22 protein-coding genes, 1 other RNA gene and 1 pseudogene are annotated in these 21,484 nt (G+C 64.8%); 7 read left to right on the forward strand and 17 right to left on the reverse strand.

Annotation, left to right across the window (positions count from 1 at the left end; all coding sequences use genetic code 11):
- Window positions 1-5 precede the first annotated feature (5 nt).
- From V5279_RS32565 to miaA, 5 genes and pseudogenes are all read right to left on the reverse strand, one after another.
- Complete coding sequence (locus tag V5279_RS32565) at window positions 6-992, reverse strand: threonine dehydratase (protein WP_338691229.1); 987 nt, start codon at window positions 990-992, stop codon at window positions 6-8.
- A gap of 14 nt (window positions 993-1,006) precedes the next feature.
- Window positions 1,007-2,782, reverse strand: a complete 1,776-nt coding sequence (locus V5279_RS32570; protein ID WP_338691230.1) for an acetolactate synthase 3 large subunit — start codon at window positions 2,780-2,782, stop codon at window positions 1,007-1,009.
- Window positions 2,783-3,415: 633 nt separating this feature from the next.
- Window positions 3,416-4,450, reverse strand: a complete 1,035-nt coding sequence (locus V5279_RS32575) for an IS110 family transposase (RefSeq protein ID WP_166294930.1) — start codon at window positions 4,448-4,450, stop codon at window positions 3,416-3,418.
- A gap of 153 nt (window positions 4,451-4,603) precedes the next feature.
- A pseudogene (locus V5279_RS32580) lies at window positions 4,604-5,104 on the reverse strand (tRNA (adenosine(37)-N6)-dimethylallyltransferase); the annotation flags it as partial.
- Between the two features lie 3 nt (window positions 5,105-5,107).
- Entirely contained in the window at window positions 5,108-6,037 is a 930-nt protein-coding gene (gene miaA, locus V5279_RS32585) for a tRNA (adenosine(37)-N6)-dimethylallyltransferase MiaA (protein ID WP_338691236.1), read from the reverse strand.
- On the opposite strand from miaA, the gene serB reads away from it, so the two are divergent.
- Window positions 6,036-6,941 (forward strand): phosphoserine phosphatase SerB, encoded by a 906-nt coding sequence (serB, locus tag V5279_RS32590; RefSeq protein WP_338691238.1) that lies wholly within the window; start codon window positions 6,036-6,038, stop codon window positions 6,939-6,941. The two genes, miaA and serB, sit on opposite strands and share 2 nt — an antisense overlap.
- Before the next feature lie 173 nt (window positions 6,942-7,114).
- Here the strand turns inward: serB and V5279_RS32595 are convergent, their stop codons facing one another.
- The 12 genes from V5279_RS32595 to V5279_RS32650 all read right to left on the reverse strand — a co-directional run bounded on the left by V5279_RS32595 (window position 7,115) and on the right by V5279_RS32650 (window position 17,624).
- Window positions 7,115-8,617: a Do family serine endopeptidase gene (locus V5279_RS32595; RefSeq protein WP_166304997.1), complete on the reverse strand. Its 1,503-nt coding sequence runs from the start codon at window positions 8,615-8,617 to the stop codon at window positions 7,115-7,117.
- 168 nt (window positions 8,618-8,785) lie between these two features.
- Complete coding sequence (locus V5279_RS32600) at window positions 8,786-8,986, reverse strand: DUF2065 domain-containing protein (RefSeq protein ID WP_029078835.1); 201 nt, start codon at window positions 8,984-8,986, stop codon at window positions 8,786-8,788.
- 109 nt (window positions 8,987-9,095) lie between these two features.
- A complete protein-coding gene (gene hflC / locus V5279_RS32605) occupies window positions 9,096-9,995 on the reverse strand; it encodes a protease modulator HflC (RefSeq protein ID WP_166304994.1) in 900 nt (299 codons plus the stop codon).
- Entirely contained in the window at window positions 9,992-11,131 is a 1,140-nt protein-coding gene (hflK, locus tag V5279_RS32610) for an FtsH protease activity modulator HflK (protein ID WP_166304991.1), read from the reverse strand. The genes hflC and hflK overlap by 4 nt, the downstream gene beginning before the upstream one ends.
- A gap of 144 nt (window positions 11,132-11,275) precedes the next feature.
- Window positions 11,276-11,788 carry a dihydrofolate reductase gene (locus V5279_RS32615; RefSeq protein ID WP_029078838.1) on the reverse strand — a complete coding sequence of 171 codons (513 nt, stop codon included), beginning with the start codon at window positions 11,786-11,788 and terminating at the stop codon, window positions 11,276-11,278.
- The gene (locus tag V5279_RS32620; protein ID WP_166304989.1) at window positions 11,788-12,273 is read right to left on the reverse strand and encodes a GNAT family N-acetyltransferase; all 486 of its coding nucleotides are present in this window, start codon (window positions 12,271-12,273) and stop codon (window positions 11,788-11,790) included. Before V5279_RS32620 ends, V5279_RS32615 begins: the two co-directional genes overlap by 1 nt.
- A gap of 8 nt (window positions 12,274-12,281) precedes the next feature.
- Entirely contained in the window at window positions 12,282-13,076 is a 795-nt protein-coding gene (locus tag V5279_RS32625; RefSeq protein WP_166304986.1) for a thymidylate synthase, read from the reverse strand.
- Between the two features lie 177 nt (window positions 13,077-13,253).
- Window positions 13,254-14,234, reverse strand: a complete 981-nt coding sequence (locus V5279_RS32630; RefSeq protein ID WP_166304983.1) for a tripartite tricarboxylate transporter substrate binding protein BugD — start codon at window positions 14,232-14,234, stop codon at window positions 13,254-13,256.
- Between the two features lie 133 nt (window positions 14,235-14,367).
- A complete protein-coding gene (locus V5279_RS32635; protein WP_029078842.1) occupies window positions 14,368-15,882 on the reverse strand; it encodes a tripartite tricarboxylate transporter permease in 1,515 nt (504 codons plus the stop codon).
- Window positions 15,883-15,889: 7 nt separating this feature from the next.
- Window positions 15,890-16,390 carry a tripartite tricarboxylate transporter TctB family protein gene (locus tag V5279_RS32640; protein WP_166215051.1) on the reverse strand — a complete coding sequence of 167 codons (501 nt, stop codon included), beginning with the start codon at window positions 16,388-16,390 and terminating at the stop codon, window positions 15,890-15,892.
- A 92-nt stretch (window positions 16,391-16,482) separates the two neighbouring features.
- On the reverse strand, window positions 16,483-17,016 hold the full coding sequence (locus V5279_RS32645) for a chromate transporter (RefSeq protein WP_338691243.1): 534 nt from the start codon (window positions 17,014-17,016) through the stop codon (window positions 16,483-16,485).
- Window positions 17,013-17,624: a chromate transporter gene (locus tag V5279_RS32650; protein ID WP_414645860.1), complete on the reverse strand. Its 612-nt coding sequence runs from the start codon at window positions 17,622-17,624 to the stop codon at window positions 17,013-17,015. Before V5279_RS32650 ends, V5279_RS32645 begins: the two co-directional genes overlap by 4 nt.
- Before the next feature lie 77 nt (window positions 17,625-17,701).
- On the opposite strand from V5279_RS32650, the gene ssrA reads away from it, so the two are divergent.
- The 6 genes from ssrA to V5279_RS32680 all read left to right on the forward strand — a co-directional run bounded on the left by ssrA (window position 17,702) and on the right by V5279_RS32680 (window position 21,451).
- Window positions 17,702-18,055, forward strand: a transfer-messenger RNA (tmRNA) gene (gene ssrA, locus V5279_RS32655).
- Between the two features lie 142 nt (window positions 18,056-18,197).
- On the forward strand, window positions 18,198-18,716 hold the full coding sequence (locus tag V5279_RS32660; protein WP_166304976.1) for an SspB family protein: 519 nt from the start codon (window positions 18,198-18,200) through the stop codon (window positions 18,714-18,716).
- Window positions 18,717-18,891: 175 nt separating this feature from the next.
- A complete protein-coding gene (gene fumC, locus V5279_RS32665; protein WP_338691244.1) occupies window positions 18,892-20,307 on the forward strand; it encodes a class II fumarate hydratase in 1,416 nt (471 codons plus the stop codon).
- Window positions 20,308-20,582: 275 nt separating this feature from the next.
- Complete coding sequence (locus V5279_RS32670) at window positions 20,583-20,771, forward strand: DUF4169 family protein (protein ID WP_338691245.1); 189 nt, start codon at window positions 20,583-20,585, stop codon at window positions 20,769-20,771.
- A complete protein-coding gene (locus V5279_RS32675; protein WP_024580116.1) occupies window positions 20,768-21,043 on the forward strand; it encodes a ribbon-helix-helix domain-containing protein in 276 nt (91 codons plus the stop codon). Before V5279_RS32670 ends, V5279_RS32675 begins: the two co-directional genes overlap by 4 nt.
- A 54-nt stretch (window positions 21,044-21,097) precedes the next feature.
- Window positions 21,098-21,451, forward strand: coding sequence for a VOC family protein (locus tag V5279_RS32680; RefSeq protein WP_338691246.1), 354 nt, complete (start codon window positions 21,098-21,100; stop codon window positions 21,449-21,451).
- Window positions 21,452-21,484 lie beyond the last annotated feature (33 nt).

Below are 21,484 nucleotides of genomic sequence, written 5' to 3' on the forward strand. Positions count from 1 at the left end.
GCTTTTCACGCCACCGCCCGCTGGGCGGCCGGCGCGGCATCCGTCCCGATCCAGGTCCGGAACAGATCGAAATCGATATTGCCGCCGCTCAGGATCAGGCCGACCCGCTTGCCGGCGAGCCTGGTCTTTTCCTGCAGCGCAGCCGCAAGCGCCGCAGCACCTGCGCCCTCGGCGAGATTATGGGTGTCGGTCCAGTAGGCGCGGATCGCCTGCCCGACCTCGTCGTCGGTGACCTGCACGATGCGGGATGCGCCCTTGCGGATCAGGGCGAACGCGTCCGCGTCCGGAATCCGCGTCGCCATGCCGTCGGCAAGGGTGTTGCTGGTCTCGGTGGTCACGATCTTTCCGGCCGCAAGCGACAGCGCATAGGACGGCGCCTCGGTCGACTGCACGCCGACGATCTCGGTCTTCAGCCCGAGTAGGTCGCGCGCCATGATGCAGCCCGAGATGCCGGAGCCCTGCCCGATCGGCACGTAGAGAATGTCGAGGTCGGGCGCGGTGCGGAACAGTTCGAGCGCATAGGTCGCAACGCCGAGCACCAGGTCCGGGTGGAACGACGGCACCATGTGCAGGCCGGCGAACTGAGCGCGGCGCTCGGCCTCTTCCCGCGCCGCCTGAAAATCCTCGCCGTGCTCGACCAGTTCGGCGCCAAACGCGTGCATGGCGCGGTTCTTCTCGACCGAGTTGCCACGCGGCACATAGATTGTCGCCGGCACGCCGTGACGGCCCGCGGCAAAGGCCAGGCTCTGACCATGATTGCCGCGCGTCGCCGAGATGATGCCGGGCACATCGGGCCGCTCGCGCTTCAGACGTTCGAGATAGACCAGCCCGCCGCGCACCTTGAAGGCGCCGGTCGGGGTGTGGTTCTCATGCTTGACCACGACCTCGGCGCCGAGCCGCTCGGCCAGCAGCGGCCAGGCATGCGCCGGCGTCGCCGGCACCGCGGTGCCGACGATCCTGTGCGCGCGCTCGAGCTCGTTGAGGTCAAACATGATCCGTCCTCACCTCACACCAGCGCCTTGCCACCCGCGAAGGCCCTCGCGGTGGCCTCATCGGTGGCTTCTTCCGGCAGCAGCATCTCGTTATGCGCCTTGCCCGACGGGATCATCGGGAAGCAGTTCTCCAGCGCGGCGACGCGGCAGTCGAACAGCACCGGACGCTTGATCGAGATCATCTCCTTGATCGCGCCGTCGAGATCGGAAGGCTTGGTCGCCTGCAGGCCGACGCAGCCATAAGCGTCGGCGAGCTTGACGAAGTCCGGCAGCGCCTCCGAGTACGAATGCGACAGGCGGTTGCCGTGCAATAGCTGCTGCCACTGCCGCACCATGCCCATGTACTGGTTGTTCAGGATGAAGATCTTGATCGGCAGCTCGAACTGGACCGCCGTCGACATCTCCTGGATCGTCATCTGCACCGAAGCGTCGCCGGCGATGTCGATCACCAGGCTGTCCGGATGCGCCACCTGGACGCCGACCGCGGCCGGCAGGCCGTAGCCCATGGTGCCGAGACCGCCGGAGGTCATCCAGCGGTGCGGCTCCTCGAAGCCGAAGAACTGGGCGGCCCACATCTGGTGCTGACCGACTTCGGTCGTGATGTAGGTATCCTTGCCGCGGGTCAGCTCGAACAGGCGCTGGATCGCATATTGCGGCAGGATGATATCGTTGTTCTTCTTGTAGGACAGCGACTTGCGCGCGCGCCATTGCGCGATCTGCTGCCACCACGCCTTGATGTCGGGCTTTTTGGCTTCCGCCTTGAACACCTGCAGCAAGTCGCCGAGTATGTTACCGGCGTCGCCGATGATCGGCACGTCGACGCGGATGTTCTTGTTGATCGAGGATGGGTCGATGTCGATGTGGATCTTCTTCGAGCCCGGCGAGAACGCGTCGGTGCGGCCGGTGATGCGGTCGTCGAAGCGCGCGCCGACGCACAGCATGACGTCGCAATCATGCATGGTCATGTTGGCTTCGTAGGTGCCGTGCATGCCGAGCATGCCGAGCCAGTTCGGCCCCGACGCCGGATAGGCGCCCAGCCCCATCAGGGTCGAGGTGATCGGGAAGCCGGTCGCCTCCACCAGCTGGCGCAGCAGTTGCGAGGCCTCGGAGCCCGAATTGATCACGCCGCCGCCGGAATAGATCACCGGACGTTTGGCATTGGCGAGCAGCGCCACCGCCTTGCGGATCTGGGTCGCGTCGCCCTTCACGCGCGGCGTGTAGGAGATGTGCACGTCCGACTTGCGCGGCGGATGATAGGTGCCGGTCGCGAACTGCACGTCCTTCGGCACGTCGACCACGACCGGGCCGGGCCGGCCGGTGGTGGCGACGTAGAAGGCCTCGTGCAGCACCTTGGCGAGGTCGTTGACATCGCGCACCAGCCAGTTGTGCTTGGTGCAGGGCCGCGTGATGCCGACCGTGTCGCACTCCTGGAAGGCGTCGTTACCGATCAGATGGGTCGGCACCTGGCCGGTGATGCAGACCAGCGGGATCGAATCCATCAGCGCATCGGTCAGCGGCGTCACCATGTTGGTGGCGCCGGGACCCGACGTCACCAGCACCACGCCGGGCTTGCCGGTCGAGCGCGCATAGCCCTCGGCGGCATGGCCGGCGCCCTGCTCATGGCGGACCAGGATGTGCTCGACCTCGCTCTGCTGGAAAATCTCGTCATAGATCGGAAGCACCGCGCCGCCGGGATAGCCGAAGACATGCTGCACGCCGTGATCGATGAGCGCGCGCACGATCATCGCGGCGCCGGTCATCTGATTGGGATCGTGGCTCTTGTCGGTCATGGTTCGCTCCGGATGCGCTTGTTTTTGCGCGGCTTTTGTCAGTTCTCGTCAGTTCGGCTTCGGGCAATAAAAAGGGGCCCCAGAGGCCCCATGCACACCGCCCGAATTTGGATGGCCGCTAGCCATCCCCGGCGGTGTGCCTGGGTACGACGGCGATAAGGAGTTTGGTAATAATATTGCGCACGATACGACCCAGTCTTCCCAAAGGTTGCGCGAACATAGCGGCCAAAGCCCGAATGTCAAGGCAAGGCAAGCACTTTCGCGATTTTTGGAGTGTAACGGGGTTCCAGCCGTTCGGCGAGCATTTTTGCGCGGCGCAATGCGCATGGCAGACGGGCGCGCGCCGCCACGGGCCCGGCGGAGCGGGCTCCATCCGGGCTTCTGTAACGGGCCTTTGTAAGTCAATCCCTTTTTGCGTGATCCACTCGCCGGGCACTTGCTTCTGTACGGGATCGGCGCGAAGGCCGTCGCCTGATGGGGTGCATTGAGGAGCCGGCCGGCCAATCTACGGAAGCGTGGTTGTGAGCCACTTCCCGGATGGCGGCCTGACCGGATCCATCGTCCCGGCGCAGGGACCTCGCTCAGGGAGAGCCTGGTGTCGTGGCCCGCCCAGAACCGATTGCTGCTCCTTGCTTAGGTTGCCGAGGCCTTGGCCATCGGGTTGAACGGTTTGGCGTCGGCGAGCATGCGATGCAGAACGACGGCGAGCTTGCGTGCGAGCGCCACCTTGGCCTTGCGCAGGCCTGCGCGCCGGGCGATCCGCATCGCCCAGCCTTTCAGCGCCGAGCAGTTCCTGACCGGCTTGGTCAGCATGACGTGAGCCGCCTGATAGAGCGCCTCGCGCACGGAGGCATCGCCGATCTTGCTGATGCGGCCGGTATAGTCGGTTTCGCCCGATTGGTACTTCTTCGGGGTGAGGCCAAAATGCGCTCCCGTCGCCTTCGAGGACCGGAAGCGCTTCGGGTCGTCGACCGCCGAGGCGTAGGTAAGCGCCACGATCGGGCCGACGGACGGTGTCGTCATCAGGAGGCGGGCTTGAGGGTGCGACCTGGCGAGCTTTTGGGTGTGCTTATCCAGGCCATTGAACTCGCGCCGCAGCACGGCGTGGGCTTCGAGCAGCGCCTGTGCCACGATCTCAAGTCCGGGATGGCCCGCTACGAGCTCCCGGATGCGTTCGGCGAACGTGCGCTCGGTGGTCGTGCCGACCTTCAGACCGAAGCCGCGGAGCACGCCGCGCAGGCTGTTCTCGATGTCGCGCAGCTTGGACTGCAGCAGCTTGCGTGCCGTCAGAACCGCCCGCGTCTCCTGCGCTTCGATCGACTTGCAGTGCACCGGCCGGAACCAGCCCAGCCGCATCAGTTGCGCGATCCCGCGGGCATCGTTGCGGTCCGACTTCACCGGCATCGCCTTGAAGGCATCGCGGACGTGCCGCGTCTCCAACAGTTCGACTGCCAGGCCCGCATCCCGCATCGCTGCGTAGAGCCATTGCGACAGCGGACCAGCCTCCAGCCCGATCCGTTCCAGCACCAACCCCAGCGACCGCAACCAGGTGATCAAGGCCTCCGGCTCACTCGCAACCCTCGCCTCGCGCAAAATCTTACCTGTCCCATCGACAAGGCAGACGCTCGAGCATTCCAAAGACACGTCGATTCCTGCATAGTGGTACATGGTCGTCCCTTAATGATGCTTGGAGCGGGCTTGCCCGACTCCGTTTATTGACACCATCAGTTTGAGGGACGACCGCCTTCCAACCAACAGGCCGCTCGCGAGCGCGCTTCCAAATCGCGCCGTAGCGAGCGGGCGGCCGGCCCGTTACCCCATCTACGAGGTCCGCTCTTGCAGCCATTCCTTCGCCGCCTCGGGCGCGACCCATTCGAACTCGGGGAGCTGGTGGCGGAACCAGGTGAACTGGCGCTTGGCGTAATGGCGGGTGTCGGCGCGGCCGATCTCGGCGGCCTCCTCCCGGCTGATCTCCCCCTTCAGGTGCCGGATCAGCCCCGGAACGCCGTGCGCCTTCATGGCCGGCAGCAGCGGATCAAGCCCGCGCGCCGCCAATGCGGCGACCTCGTCGAGCGCACCGGCATCGAGCATCGCGCCGAACCGCGCGTCGATCCGCGCATAAAGCCAATCTCGCTCCGGCGCGAGAAACACCGCGTGGAATTGGCCCGGCGGCAGCAGCGGTGGCAGGCCCTCGCGATGCCAGTCCGGCAGCGGGCGGCCGGTGGCCTCGACGACCTCGAGCGCGCGCGCGATGCGGGTGCGGTCGCGCGGCTTCAGCCGCTCGGCCGACACCGGGTCGCGCTCGGCAAGCTCGGCATGCAGCACCTACGAGGTCCGCTCTTGCAGCCATTCCTTCGCCGCCTCGGGCGCGACCCATTCGAACTCGGGGAGCTGGTGGCGGAACCAGGTGAACTGGCGCTTGGCGTAATGGCGGGTGTCGGCGCGGCCGATCTCGGCGGCCTCCTCCCGGCTGATCTCCCCCTTCAGGTGCCGGATCAGCCCCGGAACGCCGTGCGCCTTCATGGCCGGCAGCAGCGGATCAAGCCCGCGCGCCGCCAATGCGGCGACCTCGTCGAGCGCACCGGCATCGAGCATCGCGCCGAACCGCGCGTCGATCCGCGCATAAAGCCAATCTCGCTCCGGCGCGAGAAACACCGCGTGGAATTGGCCCGGCGGCAGCAGCGGTGGCAGGCCCTCGCGATGCCAGTCCGGCAGCGGGCGGCCGGTGGCCTCGACGACCTCGAGCGCGCGCGCGATGCGGGTGCGGTCGCGCGGCTTCAGCCGCTCGGCCGACACCGGGTCGCGCTCGGCAAGCTCGGCATGCAGCACCTCGACGCCGTGCTGCTCCAGCCTGGCGCGGACGCCGTCGCGCACCTCGGCCGGGATCGGCGGTACCGCGGACAGCCCGCGCGTCAGCGCCTTGAAATACAGGCCTGAGCCACCGATGAAGATCGGCAGGCGTTTGTCCGCACGGGCCTCGCCGAGCACCCTGGCCGCGTCAGTCACCCAGGCGCCGGCGGAGAAATTCACGCCGGCGTCGACATGGCCGTAGAGCTGATGCGGAACCAGCGCCTCCTCGCCCGCCGTCGGCCGCGCGGTGATGATTCTCAGATCGCGATAGACCTGCATGGAGTCGGTGTTGATCACGACCCCGCCGGTGCGCTGCGCGAGCGCGAGCGCCAGGGCCGACTTGCCGCTGGCGGTCGGCCCTGCGATAAGCACTGCCTTGTCCAACAATCCCGAATGCGCCTGCATGTCCCTCGTTGCCACGCTGATCTGCAATCCTGCAAGCCCCGCGCTCGACTCCACCATCGTCGACGGTGCGCGGGCCGTGCTGCCCTCACCCGGCCCGGCGCAGTGGCTGTTCAACGAAGTCGCCGTCGACATTCCCTTCGAGAGCCAGGACGCCGGCAGGGACGACATCAAGGCGATCGAGCAGCGCCTGCGCCGGGCCCGCAGCGACCTGCCGATCGACGTTGTCGTGCAGCCTCGGATCGGCCGGCGCAAGAAGCTTTTTCTGGCCGACATGGATTCCACCATGATCGGCCAGGAGTGCATCGACGAGCTCGCCGACTTCGCCGGGCTGAAAGCCCATGTCGCTGACATCACCGAGCGGGCGATGCGCGGCGAGATCGAGTTCGAGTCGGCGCTGCGGGAGCGCGTCGCACTGCTCAAGGGCCTGCCGGTCAGCGTGGTCGACGAGGTCCTGGACAAGCGCATCACGCTGACGCCGGGCGGCCGCGACCTCGTCATGACCATGCGCGCACACGGCGCCTATAGCTGCCTGATCTCGGGCGGCTTCGCCCAGTTCACCAGCGTGGTCGCGGCGAAGGTCGGTTTTCAGGAGAACCGCGCCAACCAGCTGCAGGTCGAGAACGGCAAGCTGACCGGCGAAGTGGTCGAGCCGATCCTTGGCCGCGCAACCAAGCTCGCCACCCTGATCGAGCTCACCGAAGCGTTCGACCTCGACGATATTGACACGCTGGCGGTGGGCGACGGCGCCAACGATCTCGGCATGATCCAGGCCGCAGGCCTCGGCGTCGCCTATCACGCCAAGCCGGCGGTCGCAGCCGCAGCCGCCGTGCGGATCGACCACGGCGATCTCACCGCGCTGTTGTACGCGCAGGGCTATCGGCGGGACGAGTTTGTGGCGGGGTGATCCTTGGCGTCGTCCCGGCCGAGTGCGCGCTTGCGCACGGAGCCGAGACCCATAGCCACCGATGCCGGCTAATCTAGAAAAGCCGTTGCCCACTTCCTCAACAAGAACGGCCGCGGCGTACTGGATCCCCCGCTTTCGCGGGGGATGACAGGGTCAGGCGTCAGCGCACGCCGTTACTGCACGCCGAGCGCAACGAAGCGCAGTTCGCCGTCGCCGTTGGAGACCAGCAGCAGCACGGACTTCTTGCCGTCCTTCTTCAGCTGGTCGACGCGCTTCTTGATGTCGGCGGCGCTCGCCACCGCCTCCTGCGCAACCTCGACGATGACGTCGCCGGCCGACAGCCGCTTCTCGGCGGCGTCGGAATTGCCGTCAACGCCGGTGACGACGACGCCCTTCACGCTGTCCTTGATCTTGTACTTGGTACGCAGGTCCTTGCTCAGCGCCGCGAGGTCGAGACCGAGCGCCTTCTGGGTCACCGGCTTCTCGGCGGTGTCGTCCTTCGACTTGGCGTTGACCTGCTGAACCTTGTCATTGTCCTCGAGCCGGCCGAGCGTGACCTTGCGGGTCTCCTCATTGCCCTTGCGGATGATGACGACGTCGACTTCCTTGCCGACCGCGGTGTCGGCGACGATGCGCGACAGATCCTTCGGGTCCTTGACGTCCTTGCCGTCGAATTTGACGACGACGTCGCCGGGCTCGATGCCGGCCGGCTTGGCCGGGCCCTTGTCGTCGACGCCGGCGACCAGCGCGCCGCGTGCCGGCTTGATGTTGAGGCTGTCGGCGATCTCGTCGGTGACCTGCTGGATGCGCACGCCGAGCCAGCCGCGGCGCAGCTCGCCGAACTTCTGCAACTGGTCGACGACGCCGGCCACCGTCTTCGACGGCACGGCGAAACCGAGACCGATCGAACCGCCGGTCGGGGAGATGATCAGCGTGTTGACGCCGATCACCTCGCCTTCGAGGTTGAACAGCGGACCGCCGGAATTGCCGCGATTGATGGCGGCGTCGGTCTGGATGTAGCTGTCATACGGCCCCTGGCTGATGTCGCGGTTCTTGGCCGAGACGATGCCCGCGGTCACGGTGCCGCCGAGGCTGAACGGGTTGCCGATCGCGACCACCCAGTCGCCGAGACGGATCTTGTCGCTGTCGCCGAACTTGACCGCGACGAGCGGCTTCGGCGGCTTGAACTTGAGCACCGCAAGGTCGGTCTTCTTGTCGACGCCGACCAACTCGGCCTTGATCTTGGTGCCGTCGTTGAGGATGACGTTGATCTCGTCGGCGTCGGCGATGACATGGTTGTTGGTGACGACGATACCCGCGGTATCGACGATGAAGCCCGAGCCGAGCGAGTTGGTCTTGCGCGGCTGGAACTCGCCGCTCTTGTCGCCGCCCTTGCCGGGCGGCCCGCGGCGGTTCTTGAAGAAGTCGTCGAAGAATTCCTCGAACGGCGAGCCCGGCGGCAGCTGCGGCATCGCGCCGCCGCCTTTGTTGGCCTCGATCGTCTGCGACGTCGAGATATTGACGACCGCGTCGATCACCTTCTCGGCGATGTCGGCGATGCCGTCTGGACCACGCGCGAACGCCGGCACAGAGCTCAGCATGCTCGCAGCACCGATCGAGATCGCGGCTCCCACCATGCGGAGGCGACGGCTCAGGGCTGGTCTGGCAGCGGTCATGTCGGAAGTTCTCCAGGCAAACGGGTTCGAAATCAGCTGGTTACAGAGTGCGCCCGAACGGGCGGGCGGCGCAAGCATCTCAGCCGGATATTTCGGCGAAAAACCGGCCGCAAGAGGCTCACGATTATGTTCATTCCGGCACGATCGGCGCGACGGAACATGCAACGCTCAGCGTCGCACCGCCCAGATCAGAACCAGGCCTGCGACCGCCGAACCGATGCCGACGATACGCAGCAAATTGTCGGGTGTCGCCAGCGCACTCTTCATCGCCCGGCGCATCCAGGCGGGACTTGCCGCGAACAGGATGCCTTCGAGCACGAACAGGATTCCCAGACCGATGAGGAAGTCGCCGAACGCTATGGACTTCATCGGATGGCAGCCTCCCGCTCGATGCTTGTTGTTGTTTGAGTGGCGGCGACGCGTTGTCCGCATCGCCACCAAATCATGATGTTCACGCCGTGAAGTTCAAGTCGTGAGGTTACTGTTTCGGCGCGGCGGCCGCCTCAGGCAGCCTGCCGTTGGCGCTGCCGAAGTATCTGAAGAATTCCGAGTCCGGCCGCAACAGGAAACGCGTGTCGCCGGACTTGAGGCTGTTCTCGTAGGCCGTCATCGAGCGATAGAATGCGAAGAAGTCCTTGTCCTTGCCGTAGGCCTCGGCGAACAACCGGTTGCGCTCGGCGTCGCCCGCACCGCGGGTTTGCTCCGCGGTGGAGTTCGCCTCCGCGACGATCACGGTTGCTTCGCGATCGGCCTTCGAGCGGATCTCCTGCGCCTTCTGGTCACCCTGGGCACGGAACTCGGCCGCCTCGCGCTGACGCTCGGTCTTCATCCGGTCGTAGACCGCCTGGCTGTTCTGCTCCGGCAGGTCGGCGCGGCGGATCCTGACGTCGACGACCTCGATGCCGTATCCGTCAGCCTCCTTGTCGAGCTGCTCGCGGATCCGCGACATCAGCCGCTCGCGTTCGTCACGCACCACCGTGATGAAGCTGACCTCGCCGAGCACGCGGCGCAGCGACGCGTTCAACAGTGTGGTCAGCTGCAGATTGGCAGCCTGGATCGAGCCGACGCTGGTGTAGTAGCGCAGCGCATTCTTGATGCGATAGCGCGCGAAGGCGTCGACCACCAGCCGCTTCTGGTCGGAGGCGATCACCTCCTGCGACGGGTTTTCGAGATCGAGGATGCGCTTGTCGACATTGATCACCGAATTCCACGGCGCCTTGAAGTGCAGCCCGGGATCGGTGACGACATCGACCGGCTCGCCGAACCGCAGGACGATGGTCTGCTCGGTCTGCTGCACGGTGAACACCGAGCTGTAGCCGACGGCAAGCACGATGAAGAGGATGATCAGGGACACAATGCCGGTGACAGGGGACCTCATCGGGTGGCTCCCTGCTGGCCGGTCGTGGCCGGTGCTGCCGCCGGACGCCGCGGCGTCAACTCGCCGAGCGGAAGATAGGGCACGATGTTCTGACCCTGGCCACCGTCATAGACCAGCTTCTCGGAGCTGCCGAGCACCTTTTCCATGGTCTCCAGATAGATGCGCTCGCGCGTCACGTCGGGTGCCTTCTTGTACTCTTCATAGACTTTCAGGAAGCGGGCGCTCTGGCCCTTGGCCTCGGCGACCGCCTGCTCCTTGTAACCTTCGGCCGCCTGCAGGATCTGCGCGGAACGACCACGCGCATCCGGCACGACCCGGTTGGCGTAGGTCTGCGCCTCGTTCTGTTTGCGCTCGAGGTCGGAGCGCGCCGCCTGCACGTCGCGGAATGCGTCGATCACTTGAGCCGGCGGGTCGACCTTCTGCATCTGCACCTGCGCAATCTGGATACCCGCGCTGTAGCCGTCGAGCGTCTTCTGCATCAGTTCCTGGACGTTCTGCTCGGTGACGTTGCGCGCCCCGGTCAGGATCGGCTGGATCTGCGAGCGGCCGATCACCTCACGCATCGCGCTTTCGGCAACCGCCTTCACCGTGCCTTCGGGATTCTGGATGTTGAACAGATAGGCGCCGGCCCCGCCCGGCTTGATACGCCACAGCACGGTGAAGTCGACGTCGACGATGTTTTCGTCGCCGGTCAGCATCAGGCTCTCCTCCGGCACGTCACGCATGGTGCGGCCGCGGCGAGCGGGATCGTCGATCAGGGTCATGCCGATCGAGATCGTGTTGACGCGCAGCGCCTTCGGCAGCAGCACCGTCTCGATTGGATATGGCAGGTGATAGCGCAGGCCCGGCTGCGCATCGCGGACATACTTGCCGAAGCGCAGGACGACGCCAAGCTCTTCGGACTGCACACGGAAGATGCCGGTCGCGAACCAGATCGCCAGCGCGGCGACCAGCACCAGCGCGACGCCCATGCCGCTGAAATGACCGCCGGGCAGCCACTGCTGCAGCCGGTCCTGGCCGCGCCGCAGCAGATCCTCAAGATCCGGCGGCCTCGGCCCGGCTGACTGCGGACCGGTGCCCCACGGCCCTTTCGGACCCGAGCCCCAGGGCCCCCCGCCTTGATTTTTCCACGGCATCAAACATCTCCTCGACAAGTCCGGACGGGACGCCCGGCCTCGAATGTCCGGCCCGGTTATAGGGGACCGCTAGGGCCCTTACAACGCAAGCTTCCTGGCCGGACGAGCTATGCGCCGGGCCATAATTGTCAATGCAAACATTAGTTAACGTTGGCTGCGCCGACGATATGTCACATAGGAGAAGTCGACGCTGTCGTCCGGACCTGCCGGATTTCGCACGCGCGCGACCTCGTCCCACTCCTTCGCATCGATTTTGTCGAACCGTGTGTCGCCGTCCGGCCTGGCGTGGACCTCGGTGATCTCCAGGCGATCGGCCACACCCATCCACTGCGCGTAAATCTCCGCGCCGCCGATGATCGCGATCTCAGTGGCGAAACGCCGCAGCGCGTCACCAAGCGCAATGGCGCGGGCGTTCTCGAACGACGTCGTGACGATGGCGCCGCGCGCGCGGTAGTTCGCATCGCGCGTCACCACGATGTTGGTGCGCCCCGGCAGCGGCCTGCGCAGGGATTCGAAGGTCTTGCGTCCCATCACGACGGGCTTGTTCAGCGTGATCGCCTTGAGGCGCTGCTGGTCGGATTTGAGCCGCCACGGAATGGCGTTGGCGCTTCCGATCACGCCGTTCTCGGCGACCGCAACGACCAGCACGATCTCCATCAGCGTGTCCCTTCCGCGAGCGTCGACAGCGCCGGGCCGGAGACGCGGCAGATCGTCCATTCGTCCATCATCTCGGCGCCGAGCGACTTGTAGAACGCGATCGACGGCGCGTTCCAGTCGAGCACCGCCCATTGCAGGCGCGCCCAGCCATTGGCGAGGCATTGCTTCGCCAGATGCACCAGCAGCGCCTTGCCGATGCCGTTGCCGCGCAGCGCCGGGCGCACGAACAGGTCTTCGAGATAGATGCCGTGGCGGCCGGCGAAAGTCGAGAAGTTGACGAACCAGACCGCGAAGCCGGCCGGCTCGCCGTTCCATTCCGCGATGTCGCAATAAAGCCGCGGGTTCGCGCCGAAAAGCGCCTCGGCGATATCGGCCTCGCTGGCGTGGACCTCGTGCAGGAGCTTTTCGTATTCGGCGAGTTCGCGGACCAGCGAGAACACCAGTCCGGCCTCATCGGGCCGCGCGCGGCGGATGGTCAGCGACATTCAGCCCCTCAGACCGCGACTTCAGCCTTGATGTGCGGATGCGGGTCGTAACCTTCGAGTTTGAAGTCCTCATAGCGGAACGCGAAGATATCCTTCACATCGGGATTGATCGTCATCGTCGGCAACGGCCGCGTCGGCCGCGTCAGCTGCAGGCGCGCCTGCTCGATATGGTTCGAGTAGAGATGCGCATCGCCGAGCGAGTGCACGAAATCACCGGGCTTCAGCCCGGTGACCTGCGCCACCATCATGGTCAGAAGCGCATAGGAGGCGATATTGAAGGGCACGCCGAGGAAGACGTCGCCGGAACGCTGATAGAGCAGGCAGGACAATTTGCCGTTGGCGACATAGAACTGGAACAGGCAGTGGCACGGCGGCAGCGCCATCTTGTCGACCTCGGCCGGATTCCAGGCGCTGACGATCAGCCGCCGCGAATCCGGATTGCGCTTGATCATCTCGATCACGTTGGCGATCTGGTCGATGCTGCGGCCATCGGGCGCCGGCCACGAGCGCCATTGCGAGCCGTAGACCGGGCCGAGATCGCCATTGGCGTCGGCCCACTCGTCCCAGATCGTGACGCCGTTGTCGTTGAGATATTTGATGTTGGTGTCGCCGGCGAGGAACCAGAGCAGCTCGTGCACGATCGCCTTCAGCGGCAGCCGCTTGGTGGTCAGCATCGGGAAGCCGGCCGACAGATTGAAGCGCATCTGGTGGCCGAAGATCGACAGCGTGCCGGTGCCGGTGCGGTCGTGCTTCTCCGCGCCATCAGCGAGGATGCGTTCGAGCAGGTCGTGATACTGGTTCATGGCGTTGGTTTCGGACCCTTCAAGGGGAAGCGGCGAACTTAGCGGCCGCGGCCGCCGGCCGACACGCCGATTCGGCTGATTGCACCGATTATACCCTGAAAAATGAACACTCTTCCGGCAAACGACAAGGGGCGGAACTTGCGTTCCGCCCTTGCCTATCCACTTGATCGCATTGAATTAAGAGGCCGGCTTGAGCACCGGCGTCCATTTCGCGATCTCGCTCTTGACCAGGGTCGCGAGCGCCTCCGGGGTGCGGCTGGCGGGCGCCGGGATCACGCTGCCGAGCTCGAGCAGGCGCTTGCGCACGGTCTCGTCGTCGAGCGCCTTGATGGCCGCCGCATTCAGGGTGGCGATGATGGTGGGCGAGGTTCCCTTCGGCGCGAAGATCGCGTTCCAGGCCTGGGCCTGGAAATCCGGCAGGCCGGCTTCCGCCGTGGTCGGGACATTAGGCAGCGACGGATTGCGCTCGGCGGTCGCGATCGCGTAGGCCTTGATGGTGCCGGCATTGATCTGCGGCACCGCGTTGACGATCTGGTCGCACATGTAATCGACTTGGCCGGCGACCAGCGCATTCATCGCAGGTCCTGTGCCGTTGAAGGGCACGCCGACCGGCTTGATGCCGAGGATCGAGTTCAAGAGCTCGCAGGACACGTGGGAGACCGAGCCGATGCCGGCATGCGCGGCGTTGACCTTCTCGGCATTGGCCTTCACATAGGCGACGAATTCCTTGAGATCCTTCGGCGGAAAATCCTTACGGGCAAGGATCAGGATCGGCGTGCCCGCAAGCAGCGCGACGGGCTCGAAATCCTTCTCCGGGTGATAGGCCAGCTTCGGATAGAGCGGCACCGAGGCGGCGTGCGTGCCCATATGCCCGGTAACCAGCGTATAGCCGTCATTGGCGGCGCGCGCGGCGCGCGTCGTCGCGGTGGTGCCGCCGGCGCCGACCACGTTCTCGATCACGATGCTCTGTCCGAGCGTCGGCGCCATGTTCGCGGTGACGATGCGCGAGATGACGTCGGTCGGACCGCCGGCTGCGAACGGCACGATCATGGTGATGGTGCGGGTCGGGTAGTTCTGCGCGGACGCCGGCACGGCTGCGGCGCTCAGTGCGGCAAATGCCGAAAGGCATGCGCCCGCAAGCGAGCGAATGGAGATCATTTCGAATCCTCCCGGGAACGTTTGACCAATAAAAATGCCGGCCAAATCGGCCAGCATTTTCATTTCACGAGACGACATCGAGTGTCGATTGGACTTCCGCCTGCGGCGCGCCGACGCAGGGCCGGCAGTACGCTCAGCCCTCGGACTCCACGAACACTTCGTCGCGCTTGGCACGCAAGCTCGGCAGCACGGCAAGCACCAGCAGGCCTGCCGCGATCGCCAGCAGCACAGCCGATAGCGGCCGCGACAGGAACACGCTCCAGTCGCCGCGCGAGATCAAGAGTGCACGACGCAGGTTCTCCTCCATCAGCGGGCCCAGCACCATGCCGAGCAGCAGCGGCGCCGGCTCGAAATCGTGCTTGATCAGCCAGTAGCCGACCAGGCCGAACGCGCCTGCGAGGACGACGTCGACCGGCGCGTTGTTCACCGAGTAGATGCCGATCGCACAGAAGATCACGATCGAGGGGAACATTAGCCGGTACGGCACGCGCAGCAGACGGACCCAGATGCCGACCAGCGGCAGGTTGATGATGATCAGCATCAGATTGCCGATCCACATCGAGGCGATCATGCCCCAGACCAGATCGGGCTGCTTCACCATCACCTGCGGACCCGGCACGATGCCATGAATGGTCATCGCGCCGACCATCAGCGCCATCACCGCATTCGGCGGGATACCGAGGGTGAGCAGCGGGATGAACGAGGTCTGCGCGGCGGCGTTGTTGGCGCTTTCCGGCGCCGCCACGCCCTCGATCGCTCCGCGGCCGAACCGCGATGGATCCTTCGCGATCTTCTTTTCCAGCGTATAGGCCGCGAACGACGCAATCACGGCGCCGCCGCCCGGCAAAATGCCGAGAATCGATCCGAGGATCGTGCCACGCACGATCGCAGGCGCGGAGTCCTTAAGGTCCTTCCTGGTCGGCATCAGGCCGGTGATCTTCTGCTGCACCAGATCACGGCTCATCTCGGCACCCGCGTCGAGATTGCGGATGATCTCCGCAAAGCCGAACACGCCCATCGCCACGGTGGCAAAGCCGAGGCCGTCTGCGAGTTCCGGGATGTTGAAGGCCATGCGCGAGGCGCCGGTCTCGATGTCGGAGCCGACCATCGACAGCAACAGGCCGAACACGATCATCGCGATCGCCTTCAGCACCGAGCCCTTTGCGAGCACCACCGCGAAGATCAGGCCGAGCACCATCAGCGAGAAATATTCGGCCGGGCCGAACGCCAGCGCGAGCTTGGTCAGTGGCGCGCCGAGCACGGCGATCAGCACGGTCGCGACGCAGCCTGCGAAGAACGAGCCGATCGCGGCGATCGCCAGCGCCGGGCCGGCGCGGCCCTGCCGGGCCATCTGGTGGCCATCGAGCGCAGTGACCACGGAGGTCGCCTCACCCGGAATATTGACCAGGATCGAGGTGGTCGAACCGCCATATTGCGCGCCGTAATAGATGCCGGCGAGCATGATCAGCGCACCGACCGGCGGCAGGCCGAAGGTGATCGGCAGCAGCATCGCAACGGTGGCGATGGTGCCGATGCCCGGCAACACGCCGACCAGCGTGCCGACCAGCGCACCGATCAGGCACATCAGAAGGTTGATCGGCGAGAACGCGACGACGAAACCGTGGGCGAGATTGGCAAACAGCTCCATTTCGCCCTCACTGAATCAGGAAACGCGGGAACATCGGCATCGGAAGTCCCAGCACATAAGGAAACAGCAGCGCGCAACCGAGCGTCAGACAGCCGCCGACAATGATGGCCTCGATCCATCTTGTCTCATGCGAGCCAAGCGCTGCGATCAGGAAGGCGGCAAAGGCCGAGACGACGAGCCCGAGCGGACGGATCGCCACGGCGAAGAACACGATGGCCGCGGATACGAACAGCGGGCCGCGCCAGGAATAGGCGGCGATATGCGGGCCGTCCTGCAGAAGTCCCATCAGCGCGACGGCGCCGCCGAGCAGCAGCAGCAGCACGGCAAACATGCGCGGCGCGGTTCCGGCGCCGAACGAAAATCCGTGCATGCCCTGCAAATCGCTCGAGGCCCACAAGGCAAACAGCGCCACCGCCATCATGGCGAGCCCGCCGACAAAGTCCTGCGGACCGCGTACCCATTTCGGCAAGATCGATTTGACCGGCGCCTCGCTCGGCGTATCGCTCATGACTTCGCTTCCCCCGTCAGGGCTGTCCCGCCCGTTTTGATTGCATGGCTTGGCTGTGGTGCGTTGACCGCAAGCCTTGCTAGCGATTTTCGTCAGATAACGCCAGCAAAACCCAAGAGGCCTCCGGCAAGCAACATCCACAAGGGGTTGATCCGCGTCGCAAACGCGAGCGCCGCCGTGACAATGGTGATCAGAACCGCGATCCAACTTTGGTCTGATGTCTGCGCCACGATCAGGCCCGAGGCGGCCATCAGGCCGATCGACAGCGGAACCAATGCCGCCTGAATGATCGCCGGCCAGCGCGCGCCGCGCGAGCGATCGAGGAAACGGCTTACATAATAGGCAAGCAGAGCGGTCGGCCCGCACATCGCCACCGTTGCGGCCAATGCTCCGGCGACACCTGCGACAGAATAGCCTATCAGCGTCACGATCAGCACGTTCGGCCCCGGCGAGAGCTGCGAGATCGCGAACACGTCGGCGAACTGCTTGTCGGTCAGCCAGTGATGCACGTCGACAGCGGCACGGTGCATTTCGGGAATCGCCGAATTGGCCCCGCCGACCGCAAACAGCGACATCAGGCCGAAGGTCCAGAGCAGCGCCGCGATCGGGTTGGGCTCCGGGCTCATGCCCTCACCATGCGGCGTGTCAGGATCGTGATCGCAATGCTGAGCGGGATCGCCATCAGCAGCACGATCTGCAGCGGCCAACGGATCAGTCCGATCGCGACGAAAACCGCCGCCAGAATGACCAGGCCTGTGACATCGCGCCGCTGCAACAGCGGCATCATCATTTTGGTGACGACGGCGAACAGCAGCCCGACCGCGGCGCAGGCCACGCCGGCGAGCGTCCGGCGCAGGACGTCGATATCACCGTAGCGGGCGTAGAGCGCGGCAAGGATGGTCGCGATCACCATCGGCGGGCCGACCAGCCCGGCGAAGGCCGCAAGCCCGCCGGCGATGCCGCGAAACCGCGCGCCGAACACGACCGACAGGTTGACGATGTTCGGACCTGGCAGGAAATGGCACAGCGCGAAGGTCTCGTTGAACTCTTCCGCCGTCATCCAGCGGTGCTGCTCGACGATCGAGCGCCGGGCCCAGACCAAAACCCCGCCAAAACCGGCCAGCGACATCTTGGCAAAGGCCAGGAACAGCTCGAGCAGGCCGGGCTGGTGGGGCGGCGACGGTGCGGAGGGAGCCGGCGCCGGGGCGGCGACCGGCGGGGATTCCGGGGGCATGGGCGAAATCTAAAGCGGCTGGCGGACCCCGGCCAACCCAAATCGGCGTGTTTTCACACCTGAACAAGCCTGAATCGGCTCTGTTTTTCTCCGTCCGCGCCGCCTATATTGGGGGTGCCGGTTCGCCGGCTATGGAAATAAATGGCCGTCGCAATAAACCATTCGGACCCGGGGGCGGTACCCGGCGCCTCCACCAAAACCCATCATGGGTGGCTTTTGGCGGGGGCGAAATAGGATCGACGAGGGCGTAAAGGGCGTGTTTTTTCTCGGTATGGTTCCGCCGTTATCGGGCTAATGCAATAGTTGCCAACGACAACTTTGCTCCGGTTGCTCAGGCTGCGTAACGCAGTTTGAAAGACCATCTTAAAGTCCTAACGGGTTAAGCTCCGTTAGGCGGGGTTCGGAGGCACCTGGCAACAGAAGCCTCCACTTTAATTTCCGAACGGGCGTCCGCCCGTATTTCAGCCACCCACCCTGCTGATTTCCGGCTCCCGGCGGGGTAGCATGGCCAAATGGGCGAGTCGGACGATCCGGCGATGCTTACCGGCCAATTTTCGAAGCGACAGGATTACGATGGCGACCGATCACATCCGATATGACGTGCTGGCGCGCGACGCGCTGCGCGGGGTGCTGCGCCGGGTGTTGTCCGACGCCGCCGAACATGGCCTGCCGGGCGAGCACCATTTCTACATCACCTTCCTGTCGCACGGCGACGGCGTGAAGCTGTCGACGCGGCTGCTCGCGCAATATCCGGAAGAGATGACGATCATCCTGCAGCACCAGTTCTGGGATCTGGTGGTCACCGAGGATCGCTTCGAGGTCGGCCTGTCGTTCGGCGGGATTCCGGAGCGGCTGACCGTGCCGTTTGCCGCGGTGACGCGCTTCCTCGATCCGTCAGCGCCGTTCGATCTGCGATTCGATGTCTCGGACGCGTTGTCCGAAGAGCCTCCCGCCACGGCGCCGGCTTCTCCCCTCCCCGCACCTGCCGCCCGCGCGGCGGTCGAGATCGAGACGGCCGAGACCGAGCAAGAGCCCGCGAAGCCCAGCGAAGGCGCCGAGGTCGTGCGTCTCGATCGCTTCCGCAAGAAATAATCTAAGCACAGATCGCTCCGCGACCTTGTAGGATGCCTGCCAGGACCGGGATGACAGATCGTCATCCCGGATTATCTTCGGCATGAACGTGCCTCCGCGCCGACGCATCGCGTTGCCGCACGGGAAAACCGGCGCCGCGCCGGTTCACGTTCTGATGACGCAACGGAGAGCATCCATGGCTCAATCGACGACACCATCCAGCGCCGCCAGCCGCAGCGAGACCGACAGCTTCGGCCCGATCGACGTCCCCGCCGATCGCTACTGGGGCGCACAGACCGAACGCTCGCGGCAGAATTTCAAGATCGGCCACGACCGGATGCCGATCGCGATCATCCACGCGCTCGGCATCGTCAAGCTCGCGGCGGCCGAGACCAATCGCGAACTCGGCCAGCTCGATGCACGCCGCGCCGACGCCGTCATCAGCGCCGCCAAGGAAGTGATCGACGGCAAGCTCGACGATCATTTTCCGCTGGTCGTGTTTCAGACCGGCTCCGGCACGCAGACCAACATGAACGTGAACGAGGTGATCGCCAACCGCGCCAACCAGATGCTCGGCGGCGAGCTCGGCGCCAAGCAGCCGATCCATCCGAACGATCACGTCAACATGAGCCAGTCGTCGAACGACTCGTTTCCGACCGCGATGCACATCGCAGCCGCAAGCCGCATCATCGCCGACCTGATCCCCTCCCTCACCGAGCTGCATCAGGCGTTGCACCAGAAGCAGGAGGCGTTCGCCAAGATCGTCAAGATCGGACGCACTCATACCCAGGATGCGACGCCGCTGACGCTCGGCCAGGAATTCTCCGGCTACGCCGCGCAGGTCGAGAGCGGCATCGCGCGGCTGCACGTCGCGGTGAAGGAGCTGTTTCCGCTGGCGCAGGGCGGCACCGCCGTCGGCACCGGCCTCAACTCGAAGCCGGAATTCGCCGGCGCTTTCGCCAGGCATGTCGCTGAGATCACCAAGCTGCCGTTCACCAGCGCGGCAAACAAGTTCGAGGCGCTGGCTTCCAACGACGCCTATGTGCTGGTGCACGGCGCGATCAATTCGGTGGCGACCGGCCTGTTCAAGATCGCCAACGACATCCGCTTCCTCGGATCCGGCCCGCGCTCCGGCCTCGGCGAATTGATCCTGCCCGAGAACGAGCCGGGCTCGTCGATCATGCCGGGCAAGGTCAACCCGACCCAGTGCGAAGCCATGACCATGGTCTGCTGCCAGGTGTTCGGCAATCAGACCACGATCACCATCGCCGGCAGCCAGGGCCATTTCGAGCTCAACGTGTACAAGCCCGTTTTGGCATATTGTATGATAAATTCCATTCAACTGCTGTCTGATGTTGTCCGCTCATTTACTGAGCATTGCGTTGTCGGAATACGCGCCGACGAAAAGCGCATCAACGAACTGATGCAGCGCTCGCTGATGCTGGTGACGGCGCTCGCGCCGAAGATCGGCTACGACAATGCAGCCAAGGTCGCCAAGACGGCGCACGCGCGCGGAACGACGTTGAAGGAAGAGGCTTTGCGGCTCGGATTTGTTTCCGCGGATGAATTTGATCGCCTTGTGCAGCCGGACAAAATGACACACCCGGGCTAAAGCGAGGCGCTCAATGTCCGGATAATTACGGTCAGCGCGCGTGATATAATTATGGATCATAACGCCTAAAGACTAAGGCTGCTTACCTATCAGCCCTGCGCTGGCGCGTGGTACAGACGTCTAGTTTTCGCAGAGCGAAACGGATTCTTTGATGCTATCAGAGGCATCAAATGGGGATTCGGGATGAATATCGAGCCGGGCGCGCAGCGCGATCGCTCTTGCTTTCGTCACGATGCATCACCAAGTCCGCTGTGGGGACGATGAGGACGACGAGCATGGGCGACGTGGTCAACCTGAAACGATTCAAGAAGCGCGGTGAGCGCGAACAAGCGGCAAAGCAGGCCGAAGCCAATCGTGCGCTATTCGGTCGCACCAAATCCGAACGCGCGCGTGACCAATTTCACGACGAGCGCAGCGCGCGACAACTCGATCAGCATCGCATCGAAAGCGGAGACGCATCATGAAGTCTCCCGTTGTTAAGCGCTCGATCGTCGTCGCCGGGCACAAGACCAGCGTCAGCCTCGAAGAAGCCTTCTGGAACGGCATGAAGGAAATTTCCGGTCTGCGGAACATGACGCTGTCGGAATTGGTCGGCGAGATCGACAACAACCGTCAGCAGGGCAATCTGTCCTCGGCGATCCGGCTCTTCGTGCTCGACTACTTCCGCTCACGCGCCACGCCGGCCGTGCCGACCGATGTCAGGCCGCAACAGGTCGATACGCGTCAGCAGGCCTGAGGCCTCTCCGACCGTCGCAATGAGCCGACGGTCGCTCGCTGAGCGAGCTTCAGCATGAAGGTCAATCGCATCGTCGCGAACGTTGCCGCGTCAGACATCGCGGCAGCGAAGTCGTTCTATCAGGATATCCTTGGCCTCAAGCCGCTGATGGATTTCGGTTGGGTTGCGACTTACGGTTCATCCGAAACGATGCAGGTTCAAATCAGCTTCGCATCCGAAGGTGGCTCGGGCACGCCGGTGCCCGATCTTTCGATCGTGGTCGATGATCTCGATGAAGCGCTGCGCCGCATGCAGTCGGCGCGGGTTGCGATCGAATACGGACCGGCCGACGAGCCGTGGGGCGTGCGGCGCTTCTTCGTCCGCGATCCCTTCGGCAGGCTGATCAATATTCTCCAGCACCAATCGTGAGCCAGCGCGTCGCTTGACGCGTTTTCGTCACGC

The sequence above is a fragment of the Bradyrhizobium sp. 26S5 genome, assembly GCF_036923295.1.
Lineage (GTDB): Bacteria > Pseudomonadota > Alphaproteobacteria > Rhizobiales > Xanthobacteraceae > Bradyrhizobium > Bradyrhizobium septentrionale.

Bases quoted from the DNA above. Each gene is read 5' to 3' on its own strand.
- V5279_RS32565 (WP_338691229.1), bottom strand. From the start codon at position 992: ATGTTTGACCTCAACGAGCTCGAGCGCGCGCACAGGATCGTCGGCACC.
- V5279_RS32570 (WP_338691230.1), bottom strand. From the start codon at position 2,782: ATGACCGACAAGAGCCACGATCCCAATCAGATGACCGGCGCCGCGATG.
- V5279_RS32575 (WP_166294930.1), bottom strand. From the start codon at position 4,450: ATGTACCACTATGCAGGAATCGACGTGTCTTTGGAATGCTCGAGCGTC.
- serB (WP_338691238.1), top strand. From the start codon at position 6,036: ATGTCCCTCGTTGCCACGCTGATCTGCAATCCTGCAAGCCCCGCGCTC.
- miaA (WP_338691236.1), bottom strand. From the start codon at position 6,037: ATGCAGGCGCATTCGGGATTGTTGGACAAGGCAGTGCTTATCGCAGGG.
- V5279_RS32595 (WP_166304997.1), bottom strand. From the start codon at position 8,617: ATGACCGCTGCCAGACCAGCCCTGAGCCGTCGCCTCCGCATGGTGGGA.
- V5279_RS32600 (WP_029078835.1), bottom strand. From the start codon at position 8,986: ATGAAGTCCATAGCGTTCGGCGACTTCCTCATCGGTCTGGGAATCCTG.
- hflC (WP_166304994.1), bottom strand. From the start codon at position 9,995: ATGAGGTCCCCTGTCACCGGCATTGTGTCCCTGATCATCCTCTTCATC.
- hflK (WP_166304991.1), bottom strand. From the start codon at position 11,131: ATGCCGTGGAAAAATCAAGGCGGGGGGCCCTGGGGCTCGGGTCCGAAA.
- V5279_RS32615 (WP_029078838.1), bottom strand. From the start codon at position 11,788: ATGGAGATCGTGCTGGTCGTTGCGGTCGCCGAGAACGGCGTGATCGGA.
- V5279_RS32620 (WP_166304989.1), bottom strand. From the start codon at position 12,273: ATGTCGCTGACCATCCGCCGCGCGCGGCCCGATGAGGCCGGACTGGTG.
- V5279_RS32625 (WP_166304986.1), bottom strand. From the start codon at position 13,076: ATGAACCAGTATCACGACCTGCTCGAACGCATCCTCGCTGATGGCGCG.
- V5279_RS32630 (WP_166304983.1), bottom strand. From the start codon at position 14,234: ATGATCTCCATTCGCTCGCTTGCGGGCGCATGCCTTTCGGCATTTGCC.
- V5279_RS32635 (WP_029078842.1), bottom strand. From the start codon at position 15,882: ATGGAGCTGTTTGCCAATCTCGCCCACGGTTTCGTCGTCGCGTTCTCG.
- V5279_RS32640 (WP_166215051.1), bottom strand. From the start codon at position 16,390: ATGAGCGATACGCCGAGCGAGGCGCCGGTCAAATCGATCTTGCCGAAA.
- V5279_RS32645 (WP_338691243.1), bottom strand. From the start codon at position 17,016: ATGAGCCCGGAGCCCAACCCGATCGCGGCGCTGCTCTGGACCTTCGGC.
- V5279_RS32650 (WP_414645860.1), bottom strand. From the start codon at position 17,624: ATGCCCCCGGAATCCCCGCCGGTCGCCGCCCCGGCGCCGGCTCCCTCC.
- V5279_RS32660 (WP_166304976.1), top strand. From the start codon at position 18,198: ATGGCGACCGATCACATCCGATATGACGTGCTGGCGCGCGACGCGCTG.
- fumC (WP_338691244.1), top strand. From the start codon at position 18,892: ATGGCTCAATCGACGACACCATCCAGCGCCGCCAGCCGCAGCGAGACC.
- V5279_RS32670 (WP_338691245.1), top strand. From the start codon at position 20,583: ATGGGCGACGTGGTCAACCTGAAACGATTCAAGAAGCGCGGTGAGCGC.
- V5279_RS32675 (WP_024580116.1), top strand. From the start codon at position 20,768: ATGAAGTCTCCCGTTGTTAAGCGCTCGATCGTCGTCGCCGGGCACAAG.
- V5279_RS32680 (WP_338691246.1), top strand. From the start codon at position 21,098: ATGAAGGTCAATCGCATCGTCGCGAACGTTGCCGCGTCAGACATCGCG.